Source organism: Saccharothrix longispora, assembly GCF_030852425.1.
GTDB lineage: Bacteria > Actinomycetota > Actinomycetes > Mycobacteriales > Pseudonocardiaceae > Actinosynnema > Actinosynnema longispora.
In genome coordinates this window covers 1-15801 of the sequence record NZ_NSDM01000024.1, presented here as the reverse complement: position 1 = coordinate 15801, position 15801 = coordinate 1, and the positions used below count along the sequence as shown (strand labels likewise).

12 protein-coding genes and 1 pseudogene are annotated in these 15801 nt (G+C 74.8%); 7 read left to right on the top strand and 6 right to left on the bottom strand.

Annotated features, from left to right (window positions below):
• Window positions 1-42: 42 nt before the first annotated feature.
• From CKY47_RS34290 to CKY47_RS34270, 5 genes are read right to left on the bottom strand one after another with little or no spacing between them, the layout of a single operon-like run.
• Window positions 43-1428, bottom strand: coding sequence for a condensation domain-containing protein (locus CKY47_RS34290; RefSeq protein WP_306750526.1), 1386 nt, complete (start codon window positions 1426-1428; stop codon window positions 43-45).
• Entirely contained in the window at window positions 1425-2756 is a 1332-nt protein-coding gene (locus CKY47_RS34285; protein ID WP_306750525.1) for an MATE family efflux transporter, read from the bottom strand. Before CKY47_RS34285 ends, CKY47_RS34290 begins: the two co-directional genes overlap by 4 nt.
• A complete protein-coding gene (locus CKY47_RS34280; RefSeq protein WP_306750524.1) occupies window positions 2756-6337 on the bottom strand; it encodes a type I polyketide synthase in 3582 nt (1193 codons plus the stop codon). Before CKY47_RS34280 ends, CKY47_RS34285 begins: the two co-directional genes overlap by 1 nt.
• 11 nt (window positions 6338-6348) lie before the next feature.
• Entirely contained in the window at window positions 6349-7173 is an 825-nt protein-coding gene (locus CKY47_RS34275) for an ACP S-malonyltransferase (RefSeq protein ID WP_306750523.1), read from the bottom strand.
• A 10-nt stretch (window positions 7174-7183) separates the two neighbouring features.
• Window positions 7184-8236, bottom strand: coding sequence for a hypothetical protein (locus CKY47_RS34270; protein WP_306750522.1), 1053 nt, complete (start codon window positions 8234-8236; stop codon window positions 7184-7186).
• Window positions 8237-9202: 966 nt separating this feature from the next.
• Here CKY47_RS34270 and CKY47_RS34265 point away from each other — a divergent pair.
• From CKY47_RS34265 to ligD, 3 genes and pseudogenes are all read left to right on the top strand, one after another.
• Entirely contained in the window at window positions 9203-9817 is a 615-nt protein-coding gene (locus CKY47_RS34265) for a hypothetical protein (protein ID WP_306750521.1), read from the top strand.
• A complete protein-coding gene (locus tag CKY47_RS34260) occupies window positions 9817-10980 on the top strand; it encodes an MFS transporter (protein WP_306750520.1) in 1164 nt (387 codons plus the stop codon). The genes CKY47_RS34265 and CKY47_RS34260 overlap by 1 nt, the downstream gene beginning before the upstream one ends.
• Before the next feature lie 59 nt (window positions 10981-11039).
• A pseudogene (gene ligD, locus CKY47_RS34255) lies at window positions 11040-11799 on the top strand (non-homologous end-joining DNA ligase LigD); the annotation flags it as partial.
• 429 nt (window positions 11800-12228) lie between these two features.
• On the opposite strand, the gene CKY47_RS34250 reads toward ligD, so the two are convergent.
• A complete protein-coding gene (locus CKY47_RS34250; RefSeq protein ID WP_306750519.1) occupies window positions 12229-13074 on the bottom strand; it encodes a bifunctional DNA primase/polymerase in 846 nt (281 codons plus the stop codon).
• A gap of 193 nt (window positions 13075-13267) precedes the next feature.
• Between CKY47_RS34250 and CKY47_RS34245 the strand changes: the two genes are divergently transcribed.
• The 4 genes from CKY47_RS34245 to CKY47_RS34230 form a co-directional block, all read left to right on the top strand.
• Complete coding sequence (locus CKY47_RS34245) at window positions 13268-13792, top strand: S41 family peptidase (protein WP_306750518.1); 525 nt, start codon at window positions 13268-13270, stop codon at window positions 13790-13792.
• Between the two features lie 229 nt (window positions 13793-14021).
• Window positions 14022-14555 carry a hypothetical protein gene (locus CKY47_RS34240; protein WP_306750517.1) on the top strand — a complete coding sequence of 178 codons (534 nt, stop codon included), beginning with the start codon at window positions 14022-14024 and terminating at the stop codon, window positions 14553-14555.
• Between the two features lie 204 nt (window positions 14556-14759).
• Window positions 14760-14951: a hypothetical protein gene (locus CKY47_RS34235; RefSeq protein ID WP_306750516.1), complete on the top strand. Its 192-nt coding sequence runs from the start codon at window positions 14760-14762 to the stop codon at window positions 14949-14951.
• 32 nt (window positions 14952-14983) lie between these two features.
• The coding region (locus CKY47_RS34230) for a hypothetical protein (protein WP_306750515.1) at window positions 14984-15801 on the top strand (818 nt) is incomplete at its 3' end.

Here is a 15801-nt window from a genome sequence, read left to right as displayed (position 1 = left end):
ACCCCCGCCGACCCCCGTCCGGGAGGGTCGGCGGAGGTGGGGTCAGCGGTCCACCCGCGCGCGGCTCTCGGCGAACAGCTCCCCGATCCGCTCCAGCGGCACGTCGCCGTCGGCCAGCTCCACCGCGACGCGCTCGAAGGCCAGCAGGAACCCGCCGATCTCCTCGCGCGGCAGCACGGCCGTGTCCGCCATGAGCCCCAGCCGCATCCGCTCCGGCGTGCCGCGCACGTCGAAGTACAGCACCATGTGCTCGGCCTCGGAGGTCGCGGGCCAGGTCAGCTCGGACGCGGCGGGGTCGGGTTCGGCGGTGGCGCGGGCTCGGGGCAGCGTGGACCACATGTCGTTGAACTGGGTGCCGGGTTCGAGCGCCCCGCCCCGGGCGCGGACGACCTCGGCCGCCGCCCGGCTGTCGTAGCGGGCGTGGGCCCGGGCGTCGGCCATGGTGCGCCCGGCCCGTGCCAGCAGCTCGGCGAAGGAGTCCGCGCGCAGGTCGGTCACCGTGTGCACGACCTGGTTGAGGGTGGTGACGCTGCCCATCAGCCCGGGTGTGGCGCGGTTGCCCTGCATGACGTCCAGGCGGTGCAGCGGTCCGGGGCACACGCAGCGGACCAGGGCGGTGGTGATCGCCAGCATGAGCACCGAGGTGGTGGTGCGGCAGCGGCGGGCGGCCTTGCGCACCACCACGGGCAGGACGTCGGACTCCAGGTCGGCGCCCACGTGCCGGGGTGACGCGGGTTCGGCGCGCGCGGGGGTGGCGGGCGGCATCCGCTCCAGCGCGGTCCGCAGGTGCCGCAGCGCGTCCGCGGCGAGCATCTGGCCGTCGGGTGAGCGCTCGGCCAGCGCGATGTCCACGGGTTGCAGCGCGGGGCGCGGCGGTGGCGGCGGCACGCCGTCCACGCGGGCCTGGAGCAGGGCGGTCAGCTCGGCGGCCAGCAGCTCGGTGGCGGTGTGGTCGGCGGCCAGGTGCGAGAAGACCAGCACGACGAGCACCGGGATGCCCTCGTGCAGCGCGACGGACAGCCTGACGGGCAGTTCGGCGGAGTGGTCGAACGCGGTGGCGGTGTCGCGCTGCCAGCAGGTGGCCACGACGTCGCCGAACTGCACCGGGTCGTCGGCGGGCCGGTCGTGCACCCGCACCGGCAGGGTCCCCGAGGCCAGCACCTCCTGGGTGACCTCGCCGCCGGGCCCGAGGTGGAAGCGCGTGCGCAGCGACTCGTGCCGCAGCACGAGTTCGCCGAGCACGTCGAGCACGTCGCCGACCTCCAGCAGCAGCGGCACGGGCAGCCACTTGGTGAGGAAGAAGAACGGCTTGAGCTCGGGCAGCCACCCGTGGATGCCGTCCCAGGTGCCCTGCTGGCCCCACGTCGCCGGGCCGGTGCGCGCCCGGCCGCCGTGGAACTCGACCTGCGCGGCGCTCTCGGTGATCACGACGGCACCACCTCGGGGGTCCGGTCGAACAGGACGCGGCGCAGGCACAGCACCGTGTAGGTCAGGCCGGCGGTCCAGCCCGCGACCACCGCCCACATCACCGCCTCGATGCCGAACACGCCGTTGAGCAGGTAGGCGAACGGGATCTGCACGACGACGAACGCGATGACGGTGCAGATCAGCGGCGCGGTGGTGCGGCGCGAGCCGTTGAGGTGCCCGTGCAGCACCACCATGACCGTGTAGAGGGCGAAGAACGGGAAGATGATCAGCAGGTAGCGCTCGGTCAGGTCGCGGGTGGCCGGGTCGTCGGTGAACACGGCGGCGATGGGGCCGCGGGCGAGCAGCACGAGCGCGGACACCACCGCGGTGAGGGCGACGGTCAGGCCGAGGGTCTGGAGGAGCCCCTGCCGCGCCCGCGCCCGGTCGTGCGCGCCGAGGTTCTGCGCGGTGAACGCGGTGACGGCGCCGGAGAAGTCCAGGAACAGCATCGCGGTGAACTGCTCGATCCGCGACACGACGGTGAACGCCGCGAGCACGACCGGCCCGAACGCCTGGATGATCCAGACCAGCACCATGATCCCCACGGCGAGGATGATGTGCTGGCTGGCCAGCGGGAACCCGAGCCGCACGGCGTCGCGCAGCTCGCGCGCCACGGCGGGTCGCTCCCCCGCGCGCGGCACCGGGTGGACGCGGCGGGCGTGCAGCAGGCCGACGACGAGCGCGGCGGTGGCGGCGATCGCCGTGGCCAGCGCCGCGCCGCCGACGCCCATCCCGAACACGGCGACGAACAGCAGCACGAGCACGGCGTTGGCGATGCTGCCGAAGCCCGCCACCCACATCGCGGCCCGCGAGTCGCCCAACCCGCGCAGGTAGGCGCTGACCGCGGCGGAGCCGAACAGGCCGGGGAAGCCGAGCGAGAGCACGCCGATGAACTCCGCGCACGCGTCGGCGAGCGTGCCGTGGATGCCCATGAGCGCCAGCACGGGCCGGGCGAGCGCGGTGGCCAGCACGATGCAGCCGACCGACCACACGGCGGTGAGCAGGGCGAGCGAGAGGACGACGCCGCGCCGCTCGCCGTCCTGCCGCGCGCCGCGCAGGTGCGCGAGGCGGATGGTGAACGCCGTGCCCAGGCCGATGAACATGGCGTTGAGCAGGTAGAACAGCGGCCCGCTCGCGCCGACGGCGGCCAGTCCCTCCACGCCGACGTAGTGGCCGACGACGATGCTGTCGACCAGCACGTAGCCCTGCTGGAGCAGGTTGGCCGCGGTGAGGGGCAGGGCGAAGCCGACGACCCGGCGCAGCGGCGGTCCGGTGGTCAGGTCGCTCATCAGGCGACTTCCGTGGCGGCGAAGTCGGCGAGGTCCTCCACGTGGTAGGCGATCTCGGCGATGGTGCGGTCGGCGAGCAGGTCGGCCACGTCGTAGCCCACGCCGTGGCACACCGCGATCGTGTTGGCGACCGTGGCGGCCATGATGGAGTCGCCGCCGAGGTCGAAGAAGTCGGCCTCCACGTCGAGGGTCTCGTAGCCGAACGCCAGCGCGAGGCACTGCGCGACGGTGCGCTCGACGTCGCTGTAGTCGCCGCCGGGGCGGCCCTCCAGCTCGACGGACACGGCGGCGACGGTGGCGCGGGTCTTCTCCGACGCCTTGAGCAGCCGCGCCTCCAGCGCCTGCATCTCCTTCTCCACCTTGGCCTCGATGTCGGGGGACAGCGCGACGTCGTAGGAGCGCAGCAGGTGGATCAGCTCGCCGCGGTAGTTCAGCTCGCCCGCGAACAGCCGGGCGCGGGTGGAGCGCAGGCCGGCGTCGAGGACGGACAGGCCGACCTTCGTGGGCAGCGCCTTGAACATGGTGTCGCCGTTGGTGCCGAAGTCGACGGCCATGCCGATCTCCTTCCAGGCGACCCAGTCCAGCGCGATGACGTGCGTCGGCCCGCCGGCGCGGTGCCGGGCGAGGTTGTCGAGGTAGTAGTTCGCGGCGGCGTAGTCGGCCTGGCCGGGTGCGGGGAAGACGGAGGCGACCGAGGAGAAGTGGGCGATGAAGTCGGGCCGGTCGTCGGCGGTCAGCTCGTCGAGCACGAACGCGGCGTGCAGCTTGGCCCGCACGACCCGGTCGAAGTCCTCGGTCCGCCGGAACATCACCGTGCTGCCGCCGGGCAGGCCGGCGGCGTGCACGATGCCGTCGATCCGGCCGTGGTCGCGGCGCAGCGCGGTGACGGCCGCGGCGAGCGAGCCGGGGTCGCCCGCGTCGGCGGCGAGGACGACGACGGTGGCGCCGAGGGCCTCCAGTTCGCGCACCGCCTCGACCCGCTTGGCGGCGTTGGAGCCGGTGGGCACGGCGGTGGGGTCGTCCCACCGCTCGCGCGGCGGCACGCCGGAGCGGCTGAGCAGGGCGAGCGTCACGCCGGGGCGCGCGGTGGCGAAGTCCTTGGCGACGGCGAGGCCGAGCGCGCCCGTGCCGCCGGTGATGAGGTAGGTGCCGTCCGGCTTGAGGTAGTCGCGGGCCTCCCGCCCGGTCACCTCGGGGACCTCGACGAACACCTCGCGCAGCCGCTTGTCGCCGCGCAGCAGGAACACGCCGTGCTGGTCGGCCAGGACCTCGGCGCGCAGCGCGGCGGGCGGCACGGCCGGGTCCACGTCGACGTGCTTGACCTTGATGTAGGGGTACTCGCGGCCGACGACCTTGCCGAAGCCGACCAGCGCGGCGTTCTCCACCACGGCCGGGTCGCCGTCGGCGGCGCACACGGCGCCCTTGGTGAGCACCGCGAGGTCGACCTTGACGCCCGCCGCCATCAGCGCCTTGGTCAGCAGGAACAGGCTGCCGAGGTTCTTCGCGGTGCGCCGATCGACCTCGGCGACGTCGGTGGCGGGCGCGTCCTCGAAGGCCAGGGCGTGCACGAGGTGGGTGACGCCGTCGCCGACGAGGCGCGCGACGTGCTCGTGGGCGGCGGGGTCGGTCGGGTCGAACGGCGTGCCCGGTTCGACGTCCTCGCCGAGGCGCAGGTAGCGCACGTCGCCGAGTCGCGCGGCGGTGAGCACGGCCTCGGCGTCGGTGTCCGGGTCCACCAGGGCCAGCACGGTGGTGGCGCGCCCGGTCGGCTCGGCCGGCGTGGTCTCCTGGAACTCGACGTCGTGCGTGACGGGGTGGCGCTCGTCGGTGGTGGAGATGTTCATCGTCTCGCGCCAGTCGTCCGGGAACTGCACCCAGGCGAGCGTCTCGTCGAAGGCGTAGGACGGCAGTCGCACGATCCGGGGCCGCCGGTCGCCCGCGAGGGAGCGCCAGTCGACCCGGCCGCCCCGCAGGAACGCCCGGCCCTGGTCCCCCAGCGGGCCGTCGGGCAGCGGCGCGGGGCGTTCGGCGAGCAGTTCGACGAGCTTGTGCCGCAGGTCGGCGGCATCGGTGGTGGTGACGGCGACGCGGTGGCGGTGGCTGCCGCGCGAGACCTGCGCGGTGTGGCAGACGTCGGCGATGTCGACGCCGGTCAGGCCGCCGGCGTCGATGAACCGGACGTAGCGCTCGACGAGGCGGACCAGGGACTTGACGGTGGCGGCGCTGAGGGTGAACAGGTGTTCGCCGGTGGAGGCGGGCCGGTCGTCGACGGGCGTGAACTCCTCCACGACGACGTGCGCGTTGGCGCCGCCCAGGCCGAAGGCGCTCACGCCGGCGCGGCGCGGCCCGTCGGGTTCCCACGGCGTCAGCGCGGTCGGCACGTACAGCGGGCCGGAGGCGAAGTCGAGCTTCGGGTTGGGGTTGGCGTAGTTGGCCTGCGGCGGGATGGCCTTGTTGCGCAGCACGGCGATGGCCTTGATCAGGCCGATCACGCCGGAGCCCTCGAACAGGTGGCCGACGTTGGCCTTGACCGTGCCGACGGCGCAGAAGCCGCGGTCGGCGGTGTGCTTGGCGAACGCCCGCTTCATGCCCTCGTGCTCGACGGGGTCGCCGACGCGGGTGGCGGTGCCGTGCGCCTCGAAGTAGCCGATGGTGCGCGGGTCGACGCCCGCGTTGTCCCAGGCGGCCAGCAGCAGGTCGGCCTGCGAGTCGGAGTCGGGGTTGGTGATGCCCTCGGTGTTGCCGTCGTGGTTGACCGCGCTGCCCTTGACGACCGCGTACACCTGGTCGCCGTCGGCCAGCGCCTTGTCCAGGCGCTTGAGCACGACGGCGCCGGAGCCCTCGCCGAAGCCGGTGCCGTCGGCGGCCTCGTCGAAGGTGCGGGTGACGCCGTCGGAGGACTCGATGCCGATGTTGGAGTGCCGGTGCTTGACCGGGGCGAACACGATTCGCGCGCCGCCGACGACGGCCATGTCGCAGTCGCCGACCAGCAGCGCGTTCTTGGCCTGGTGGACGGCGACGAGGGTGGCCGAGCAGGCGGTGTCGACGACCATGCTGGGGCCGCGCAGGTCCAGGTGGTGCGACAGCCGGTTGGCCAGCATCACCGGGATGTTGCCGGTGATGGCCTGCTGCCCGACGGACGGGTCGACGCGGCTGATGTAGTCGAGGTAGGTGGAGCCGGGGTTGACCGCGAAGCCGACGAACACGCCCGTGCGGCTGCCGCGCAGCCGGTCGAGCGAGTAGCCCGCGTCCTCGAACGCGAGGTACATGGCGCGCAGCACCATGCGGTGGTGCGGGTCGGTGAGCGTGGCCTGACGGGGGTTCATGCCGAACGCGGCGTGGTCGAAGTGGTCGACGACGTCGAGGAAGTAGCCGTTGTGGTAGTCGATGTCCGGCTCGTCGAGCGGGTCGATGCTGGTGGCGCGCTGGTAGCGGATGTACTCGGCGAGCTTCTCCGCGCGGTCGGGCGGGAACGGGCGGCTCATGCTGGTGCCGGTGCTGACGACCTGCCAGAAGGAGTCGAGGTCGGTGGCGCCGGGGACGTCCACCGAGAGGCCGACCACCGCGATGTCCTGGTTCATGGTGTTTCCCCTCAGTGGATCTTGTTGACGAGCGAGGTGAGCGTCTGGCCGTGGACCTCGTCGAAGCCGGTGACGCCGGCGGCGCGCAGGGTCTTGACCGCGGCCACCCACTCGACGGGCGAGGACAACTGGCGGGCGAGCAGGTCGGGGCCGTCGAACGGGCCGCCGGTGACGCTGGAGACGACGGGCGTGGCCGCGGGCCTGAACGTGAAGTCGGCGAGCACGGTGCGGAACTCGGCCTCGGCGGGCGCCATCAGCGGGGTGTGGAACGGGCCGCTGACGTTGATGGGCACGACGCGCGAGCCGGGCAGGGCGGCGATGGCCTTGCCCGCGACGGCGAGTTCGGCGCGGTCGCCCGCGATGGTGGTCTGGGTGTCGGCGTTGAAGTTCGCGACGAACACCTTGGTCAGGCCGGTCTCGGCCAGGGCGCGGCGGACGAACGCGGCGGGCACGCCCTGCACGGCGGACATGCCGCCGCCGGTGATGCCCGACATCAGCTCGGCGCGCCGCCGGACCAGCCGCAGGCCGTCGGCGAGGTCGAGCACGCCCGCGGCGACGAGCGCGTTGTACTCGCCGAGGCTGTGCCCGGCGAAGAAGTCGGGGGCCGGGTGCTCGGCGGTGCGCTCGACGCCCAGCAGGGCGTTGACGAAGAACACCGCGGGCTGGGCGTAGCGGGTGTCGCGCAGCCGGCGCTCCGGGTCGCGGAGGCACAACTCCTCGATGGAGTACCCGAGGACGTCGTCGGCGAGGGCGGTGGCCTCGGGGTGGCGGGAGAACAGCTCCGCGCCCATCCCCTTGCGCTGCACGCCCTGGCCCGGGAAGAGAAGGCACTGCACGGCGGTTCTCCTATCCTGCTCGGCGGGGTTGTCGGACCGGTTCGAAGCGCACCCGCGCGTGCAGGGACTCGCGGGTGAAACGGCGCGCGCCGGCGCCGGGGCCGCAGTCGAGGACCCGGGTCGCGCCGGCGTCGGCCACGGCGTGGTTCGCGGCGCGCGGCCAGTCGATGGGGTGGACGAAGACCTGCCTGAGGTACTCGTCCACGAGGTCGTCGGCGTGCTGGAGGTTGCGGGGCCCGTCGGTGGCGTACACCGGGACGGCCAGCCGGTCGGGGGTGGGCCACGGGCCGGTGAAGTCGGCGTCGGCGCGGACGCGGTCGACCACCGGTTCGAGCGCGGGGGTGTGGAACGGGATGGTGTTGGGCAGGAACGCCCAGTTCACGCCGGGGCGGTCGAACGCGGGGTGCCGGCGCAGGGCCAGCAGCGCGGCGGTGGGGCCGCCGAGGACGTGCGTGGTGGGCGCGTTGACCAGGCCGAGCGTGACCGGTGTGCCGGTCAGGAGGTCCCGCAGCTCGTCGTGCGCCAGGCCGGTGACGGACGCCATGGGGCCGGGGGTGGCGCCCCTGCTCCCCCGCCCGTCCGCCTGGTGGGCGGCGTGGTCGGGGCCGGGTGCGGGACCGGGCGCGATCTGGTGCGCGCGGACCAGGCTGACCAGGACGAGCTTGACCGAGGCGGTGACCAGGGCCAGGAACTCGTCGAGCCGGGTGGGGCGCAGGCCCGCGACGACGGCCGCCTGGAGGCCGATGCTGTGGCCGAGCGCGGCGACGACGCCGTCGGCGGGTCCCCACGCGGTCGGCTGGAGGTGGCACAGCTGGTGGACGTGGACGCACACCCCGGCGGCGGTGGAGTCCAGCGCGGGCGGCTCGACACCGTCGAGCCATTTTTCCAGTGGCAATCCGCCGGGCAGCGCAATCGGTCCGAGGTATTCGGCGGTGGCGTCCAGCGCCTGACCCACCGCGGCGAAGAACGCGGCGTTCTCGGGACGTGCGCGCAAGGCGCGCAGGGTTGTCGTCAAAGTGTCGTTGTTCCCACCGAGACCGTCGAACAGCAATAACGAGCGCATGGCACCTCGACCCGTTTCGGGCAGCATGGGGCGGACCGGGTCCGACGCCGGTGTGCGACGCCGTGGACCTGGCCAGATGTGTTAACAGGACGTCAAGGGGAAATTATGGGAGGCAACGGGCGGATAGGCCACCCCTATGGGGCCCCGGTCGCCATTCGCCTTTTCGATGACGGGCTCGCAGCCCGCTCCCGATGTTCTCCTAGGTGGGTCGTCGTGTTTTCGAACGCGGCGTCACGCTAATGGCGGACCGTGTTCACGACAATTGTCCGGGGGAGCGCCGGGGACCGACCTGGAACCTCGGGGACGCTCCCCGGCGGAACGAGAAGGTCCCTCACCTGCGCAATCGGGGCCCACCGGTGCCGGTCCCGACCTCCCGCACCGCCGCCGGCCGGGTACGGGAGCACGTAGCAGGGCGTTCCCGAGGGGGTGCTCGCATGGGGACGCCGCCGGGGCGGTGCCCCGACGGCGTCCGGGTGTGCCGTCCGCCCTGGGGGTGGCCGACGGCACGTCTGTGGGTGGTGCGGGCTTCCAGGGTGCCAGGCACTCCGGGGGAGGCGTCGCCGACCCCCGGGGCGGCCCCGCCAGTCAAGCGGCGACGTGGCGCCGGCGCCAGGCAGAAGGACAGGCAGAACTGCCGGGGCGGGCGCGCACGTGCCGGAGCACGGGCCGTCCGGGTCGCGGGCACGCCGCCGGAGGCCGGCGGGTGCGGCCGACCGCGGGGCGGCGCGGCGGCCGTTCGGAGCCGGCTCGTCGGCCGACCGCCGCCCGGCCGGACCGGACGGGGGCGGCCGACCGGGCGCCGGGCGCCGTCGAACGCCCCGTCGAATACCTGGTCCACTGTGGACCATATGCAGGATGGTCTACGTCACCCTACGGATGTCTCCGCATCAGTGCGGCCTCATCGTGGGGTGCACCGCACCGATGCCCGCACAACGACGTGCGGCACTCACCGGAAGGTGCACCCGCATGATCCACACAGCTCCCTCCGCACACGCGGACGAGGCGGGGAGCAGGGCCGAGACCATGGCCCGCTTCCTGCGCGACGTACCCGTCCCCTTCACCCGCGTGCTGTCCCTGTGGGTGGGCTACCGCCTGCGCCGCGACCCCCGACGACCCGACGCGCCGCACGACCTGACGCCGCGCCAGGCCCACCTGCTCGGTTTACCACCGGGCACGCGGGTGACCCGGCGTGAGGGCTACCTCGTCCCCAACCTCGGCGACAGCGCCCCCCGACTGGCCGCCATCACCGCGCTCGTGCACCAGCGGGCCCTCGACCTCGACGACCCACGCCGCGAGGAACTGGCCCGCGGCTACACCCCGCTCGGCGTGCTGCTCACCGAGGCGCGCCGGGCGACCCACTACGCCACGACGACCCGCGCGCCCGGGGACCCCGACCTCGACGACCCGCTGCCCGACCTGCCCGAGGACGTGCCCGCGCTGTGGTGCCAGGCCACGCTGCTCAGCGCGGGCAGACCCGTGGCGCTGGTCCGCGAGACCGTGTACCTGGCGGCGTTCACCGGCCGCAGGCCACCCGACCTGTCCCCCCACCTGACCCCGGTGCCGCCCCGACTGGTGTCGTGATGCACGCCCGGACCGCCGCGTTGGCCGCGACGACGGTCGCGGCGGGGTCCAGCGGGTACGTGGTCGCGGCGGTGCTGACCGACCTCGCCGCCGACCACGGGGTGTCCGCCGCCGCGGCGGGCACGACGATCACCGCGTTCGCGCTGGCCTACGCGGTCGGCTCGCCGCTGCTGGCGATCGCGACCACCCGCTTCGGCCGGCGCTCCGTGCTGGTGGCGGCGCTGCTGGTGGCGACGGCGGGCAACCTGGGCGCGGCGCTCGCACCGACGTTGGACCTGCTGCTGGTGGCCCGGGTGGTCACCGCGTGCGGCGCGGCGCTGGCGACGCCGGCGGCGACCGCCGTGGCGGCCCGGCTCAACCCGGGGCGGCAGGCGCGGGCGATGGCCGTGGTCACGGGCGGCCTCACGGCGGCCACGCTGCTGGGCGTGCCGGCCGGGCGGTTCGTGGCCGACCAGTTCGGCTACCGGGCGGCGTTCGTGCTGACGGCACTGCTGTGCGCGGCGGCGGCGCTGGTGGTCCGCGCGGCGGTGCCCGCCGTGCCGCCGGGGCCCGTCGTCGACGTGCGGCAGCGGTTGGCGCCGCTGGCCGACCGGCCGGTGCAGCGACTGCTGGCGGTGTCGCTGCTGGCGTGCCTGGGCACGTTCAGCGTCTACGGCTACCTGGGTCCGGTGCTGGGCGGTTCGCCGTCGGGCGGGAACCTGCTGGCCTACGGGCTCGGCGGGGTGCTCGGCAACGCGGTCGGCGGCGTCGCGGCCGACCGGTGGGGCCCGCGCCCCCCGCTGCTGGTGGCGCTGGGCGGGTGCGCGGTGACGATGGCGCTGCTGCCCTGGGCGGTGTCCGGTCCCGGTGGCGCCGTGCTGCTGTTCGCCTGGGGCGCGTTGTTCTGGGCGTTCAACCCGCCGCTGTTCGCCGCGCTGGTGGCGCTGGACCCGGACCGGGCCAACCTGCTGCTGGCGTTGAACGCCTCGGCGATCTACGCGGGCATCGCGGGCTCGGGCGTGCTCGGCGGCGCGGTGGCCCCCGTGGTCCTGCCGCTGGTGGGCGCGGTGATCACGGCGGGCGCGGTGGCCCTCGCGGCCACGATCCGCAGGCCGGCGCCGGAGATCCCCGCGCCGCGCTCCCCCGCGGACGACGTGCCGGTGCGGCGGGAGGTGGTGGGCTGACCCGAGGACGGGCCGGCGGCGGGCGCAGCGCCGCCGGCCTCCCGGCGCGATCCGGGTCAATTGCACCGCATGGCCGGAAGGTGCCTTCGGCGGAGTCGGAGGTCGGGGACCGCGTCGTGCGGGTCTCCACCCCGGATCGCGTCTGCTTCCCGGCGCGCGGCGAGACCAAGCTGGACCTGGCCCGCTACTACCCGGCGGTCGGCGACGGGATCGTCCGCGCGCTGCGGGAGCGGCCGTGCACGATGCACCGCTTCCCCTCCGGGGTGGCCGGGGAGAAGGTGCACCGGAAGCGGTTGCCGCGCGGCGCGCCGCCGTGGGTCGAGACGGTAGCGCGTGCACTTCCCGCGCTACGGCCGGCACGCCGACGAGCTGTGCGTGACGCACCTGGCGGACGTGGCGCGGGCGGTGCAGGTGTCGACGGTGGAGTTCCACCCGTGGAACTCGCGCCGCGCCGACACCGAGAAACCCGACGAGTGGCGCATCGACCTGGACCCGATGCCGGACTGCCCGTTCGACCGGGTGCGGCGCGTGGTCCGCGACCGCGACCCGCGGAGCCTGTTCGTGGACCACGACCAGAACGCGCGCGACCACACGATCGCCTGCGCCTGTTCGGTGCGGGGCGTGCCGGAGGCGGCGGTCTCGACTCCGATCCGCTGGGACGAGGTCGACGACGTGGACCCGCGCGACTGCACGATCGCCACGGTGCCCGCGCGGTTCGCCGAGCCGGGCGACCTGCACGCGGGGATCGACGACGCGGTGTTCTCGATCGAGCCGCTGCCGGAGTGGGCCGACCGGGACGGCGCCGACGTGCCGGACGCGGACGAACCCGGCCCGGACCCGGACCTCGGCGAGGGCCACACCGGTCGAGGCGGCGCCGGTCGAGACGAGGGGCGGGCAGCACCCTTCGACCGGACGGCTGACTCGGGGGCCCCGCTGCGGCATGCTGGGCCGGTGCTGTCCTTGGTCGACCCCGACCGGGTCGACCCGCCGGTGAGCGGCGGCGACCCGGTCGCCACGCTGGTCGTGCTGTCCGCCCTGGGTGCGGTGGTCGCGGTGGTGCTGTGGTGGTCGGAGCGGCGCGCGGCACGGCGGCGGGCGGTGGTCGAGCGGCCGGTGGCCGATGAGGTCGTGCTGGGGTTGGACGACCTGACCAGGGTGGCCGGCTTGCTGGTGCTGGTGCGGCTGCTGTCGGCACAGGGAGGCTCGGGGCAGGAAGGCTCAGGGCAGGACGACTCGGCGCGGGACGGCTCAGCGCAGGACGCGAGGTCTTCGGCGGCCCAGGGCGATGCCGTTGGCGACGTGGCGGAGGGCCTCGCGGGCGGTCCACCCCTCGACCCCCTCGTGGGTGGAGGCGGCGGCCAGCAGCAGTGACGTGGCGGTCGCCTCGTCCAGCCAGCCGGCGCCCACGAGTTCGCCCAGCCGGCACGCGGCGGTGAACACGACGTGCGCCCGCACGCCGGGACGCGCCTCCTCGACGCGCCGCACCTCGCCGTCCACGACGGCGGCCCGGTAGGCGGCGACCCTCCGCCGGGGCGGGCGCCGCTGCGCGGGGACGTCGACGTGCTCGGGCTCGGGTGGGGTGAGCACGGCGACGAGCCAGTCGGGGGCGGGTGCGACGGGCAGGTCGCGCAGCACGCGGTACCGGTGCGGTCCGACGCGGGACCCGGCGGCGACCACGTACCCGCCGACGCCGCGGGTGTCGACGTGCGGGGCGAGCTTGCCGACGCTGTTGCCCAGTGGCACGGCGGGTGCGCGGAAGTAGCGGTGCTCCCCGCCGCCGGCGGTGGCCACGGAGTAGGTGTCGCGCGGGTCGTCCTCGCCGTGCTGCCAGGCGCGGCGGGCGAACGCCTCGCGCCCGTGGGGCACGTCGAGGTCGACCACGAGCAGCCCGGCCGCACCGCAGGAGATGCCCACGTTGTAGGCGTGCCGGGACCACCAGCGGCGGATGCGGTCGCGGTCGAGGGTGGCCTCGCGGTCCCAGCCGCGCAGGGCGGGCGCCTTGTCGTGCGGGCGCAGCGGCACGACGGGCCAGCCGCGTGCGGCGGCGGCCAGCGCGGCCCTGAGCTGCTCGGTCCCGGCCCGGTACCCGGACATGCGCGTCCCCCTTCGCGTGGTGCCGGCGGGGGAAGCGCCGCGCCCCCAGTGTGCCCCGGTCGGGGCTGCCGGTACAGGGCCACCAGGACGCGGTGCCCGGCCCGGGGGCACGAACAGCAGGCCGGCGCGGGTGCGGCCGGGCGCGGACAGCAGGCGTTGCCGCTTCCGCGGACGCGCTGCTCCACCGCCCCGCGTGGACACCACGTCGATCGTCACCCGGACCCGGGCCCTGCTGGTCGAGCACTACGTCTTCCCCGACGTCGCCGCCCGGCTGGACGCGCTGCTGGCCGACCGCCTGGCCGCGGGCGCGTACGACACCGCCGCCACGCCCGAGGAGCTGGGCCGGCTGGTGACCGCGGGTCGGTCAACGGCGACCGGCAGGGAGAACGTGGGCGGCGCCCCGGAGACGGTGGCGCTGGTGTGCGGCTACCTGCTCGACGAGCCGACGCACCTCAACACGATGCACGACCGCGACGGGCCGGGCCGGCGGTTCTGGAGCCCCGGGCACGTGGCCGGCACGCCGTTCGGCGGCACGAGGCCGGTCTACGTGCCGACCGCCGGGCGGACGTTCTCCGGCGCGGAGGAGCCGGCCTACGACCTCCAGCAGCTGGGGCGGGTGGTGGTCGTGGGCGGGCGGACCGGCGGCGGAGAACGTCCGCGCCGGGCTTCACCGTGCACCCGCACCTGGAGGCGACGATCCCGACGGGCCGGGCGGTGAACCCGGTGTCGGGCGCCGACCGGAGCCGGTCGGGGTGGCGCCGGACGTCGAGGTGCCGGCGGAGCAGGCCCGGGACCGGGCGCACCGCGAGGCGCTGCGGGAGCTGGAGCTGGAGCGGCGCGGTGCCACCGGTGGCGGAACGGACCGGTTCATCCTTCCAGGGACTCCACCGGTCCAGCCGGCCGGATAACATCGGGGCGGGCACCGTGCAATGACATCGGGGTTGTTCATGGACGACGACCGCCTCGTCGAAAGAATCGCGCGCAGGTTGCGGCTGTTCGATTCCAACGCGGACGGGGTGGTGCGCCGACGGGACGTGCTGGCCGCCGCCGAGCGCGTGGTGCGCGGGTTCCGGGTGCCGACGGCGTCGATCGGGGCCGAACGCGTGCGCGCGGTCTACGAGATGCTGTCGCTGGCGCTGGTGGCCGAGTTCGGCGACGTGGCGCGTGACGAGGTCCGGTGCGAGCGGTTCGCCGTCGCGGTGGGCGCCGACCCGTCCAGACGGGCTGAACTGGGGCTGCGGATGGCGCGGGCGGACGCGGTGGCCGTGCGGGAGTGCCTGGCCGGCGTCGGCGAGGTGGCGAAGGCCGAGCAGGTCGCCGAGGTGGTCGTGGCGCTGGGCGCGCACCCGGGCCACGCGCCGGTGATCCGGCGGGCGCTGGAGCGCGACGGGGCGCTGATCCCGCTCGCCGCCGTCGAACGCCCCTTCGCGGCCTACTTCGACGGAATGGGGTGCCCGGGGCTTTACGGCCCACCGAGGTGAACCCCCCGTGAAGCGTCACACGTCCGAGTGGATCATTTCGGAAGTATCCGATAATCCGCCCCAGCGGGGCTAAGGTCGCGGCCACGGCATCCCCACGATGCCGTTTCCGGGGGCATTCGCCCCCACCCTCCCCGCTCGCCCCACCGGTCCCGGCACCACGCCGCCCGTCGGTCGAGCGCACCCCGCACACCCCGGAGGACCGCCGTGGCCCGATCGACCGACCCCCGCTCCACCCTCGTGCTGCTGGTCGGCCTCGGCATCGGCGCACTCACCGCCGGCACCCTCTCCCACCTGACCACCGCGGACACCGAACCGTCGCCCGGCACACCCGCTTACGAGGCCGCCGTGACACCCCCCGACAAGCGCAACCTCGCCCTGCACCGCACGACCCCCTGACCACCCGCCCGGGGGATGGCAGTATCCCGACCGTGACCGTCCCGGCCGTGCTGCGCACCCTCGCCCGACTCAGCGCCTCCGAACAGCCGCAACGCGTCCAACTCGACCTCACCAGGACCGCCGGCCTCGCCTGGCTCGGCGACGACCCCTCCGGGTGGACCGCGCTGACCGGCGACACCCCCACCCCCTGGACCGCCTCGCCCGAACAGCACCGCGCCGCCCAGCGCCTGGCCCAGTTCGACGCCCTGCACCACGAGGACCGCCTCCTGCGCCTCGGCTGGGCCTTCCTCTGCGGCCCCGTCCGCGTCAACGGCCAACGCCGCCGCGTCTGCCTCCCCCTCGTCTCACGCCCCGTCCGGCTGCACCACTCCGGCGGGCGCCGCCACACCCTCCACGCCGCCGGCGACACCACCCTCTTCCCCCTGCTCACCGACTGGACGCACGCCGCCCACCTCGAAACCACCCTCACCACCGACCACGGCTGGATCACCGCCGTCCTCACCGCCGCCGGCTTCGACGCCGTCCCCGTCCTCGACGCCCGCCACCACCCCCACCGCTACACCACCGGCGACGAACCGGTCGTCGTCGCCGGCACCGGCCTGCACGCCGGCGAACCCGTCGTCAACACCGAACGCGGCACCGCCCTCACCACCTGGGCCCGCACCCCCGGCACCGAGCGCACCGCCCTCGCCGCCCTCTACACCGCCCACGACGACGCACCCGCCGACCACGACACCACCGCCACCCACGACGCACCCGCCACCACCACCGGCCCCCTCCCCCTGAGCCCCGACCAGGGCGCCGCCGTCCTCACCGCACGCCACGCACCCCTCACCGTCATCGGCGGCCC

Coding starts and splice junctions, on each gene's coding strand:
- CKY47_RS34285 (WP_306750525.1), bottom strand. CDS start 2,756: ATGAGCGACCTGACCACCGGACCGCCGCTGCGCCGGGTCGTCGGCTTC.
- CKY47_RS34280 (WP_306750524.1), bottom strand. CDS start 6,337: ATGAACCAGGACATCGCGGTGGTCGGCCTCTCGGTGGACGTCCCCGGC.
- CKY47_RS34270 (WP_306750522.1), bottom strand. CDS start 8,236: ATGCGCTCGTTATTGCTGTTCGACGGTCTCGGTGGGAACAACGACACT.
- CKY47_RS34265 (WP_306750521.1), top strand. CDS start 9,203: ATGATCCACACAGCTCCCTCCGCACACGCGGACGAGGCGGGGAGCAGG.
- CKY47_RS34260 (WP_306750520.1), top strand. CDS start 9,817: ATGCACGCCCGGACCGCCGCGTTGGCCGCGACGACGGTCGCGGCGGGG.
- CKY47_RS34250 (WP_306750519.1), bottom strand. CDS start 13,074: ATGTCCGGGTACCGGGCCGGGACCGAGCAGCTCAGGGCCGCGCTGGCC.
- CKY47_RS34240 (WP_306750517.1), top strand. CDS start 14,022: ATGGACGACGACCGCCTCGTCGAAAGAATCGCGCGCAGGTTGCGGCTG.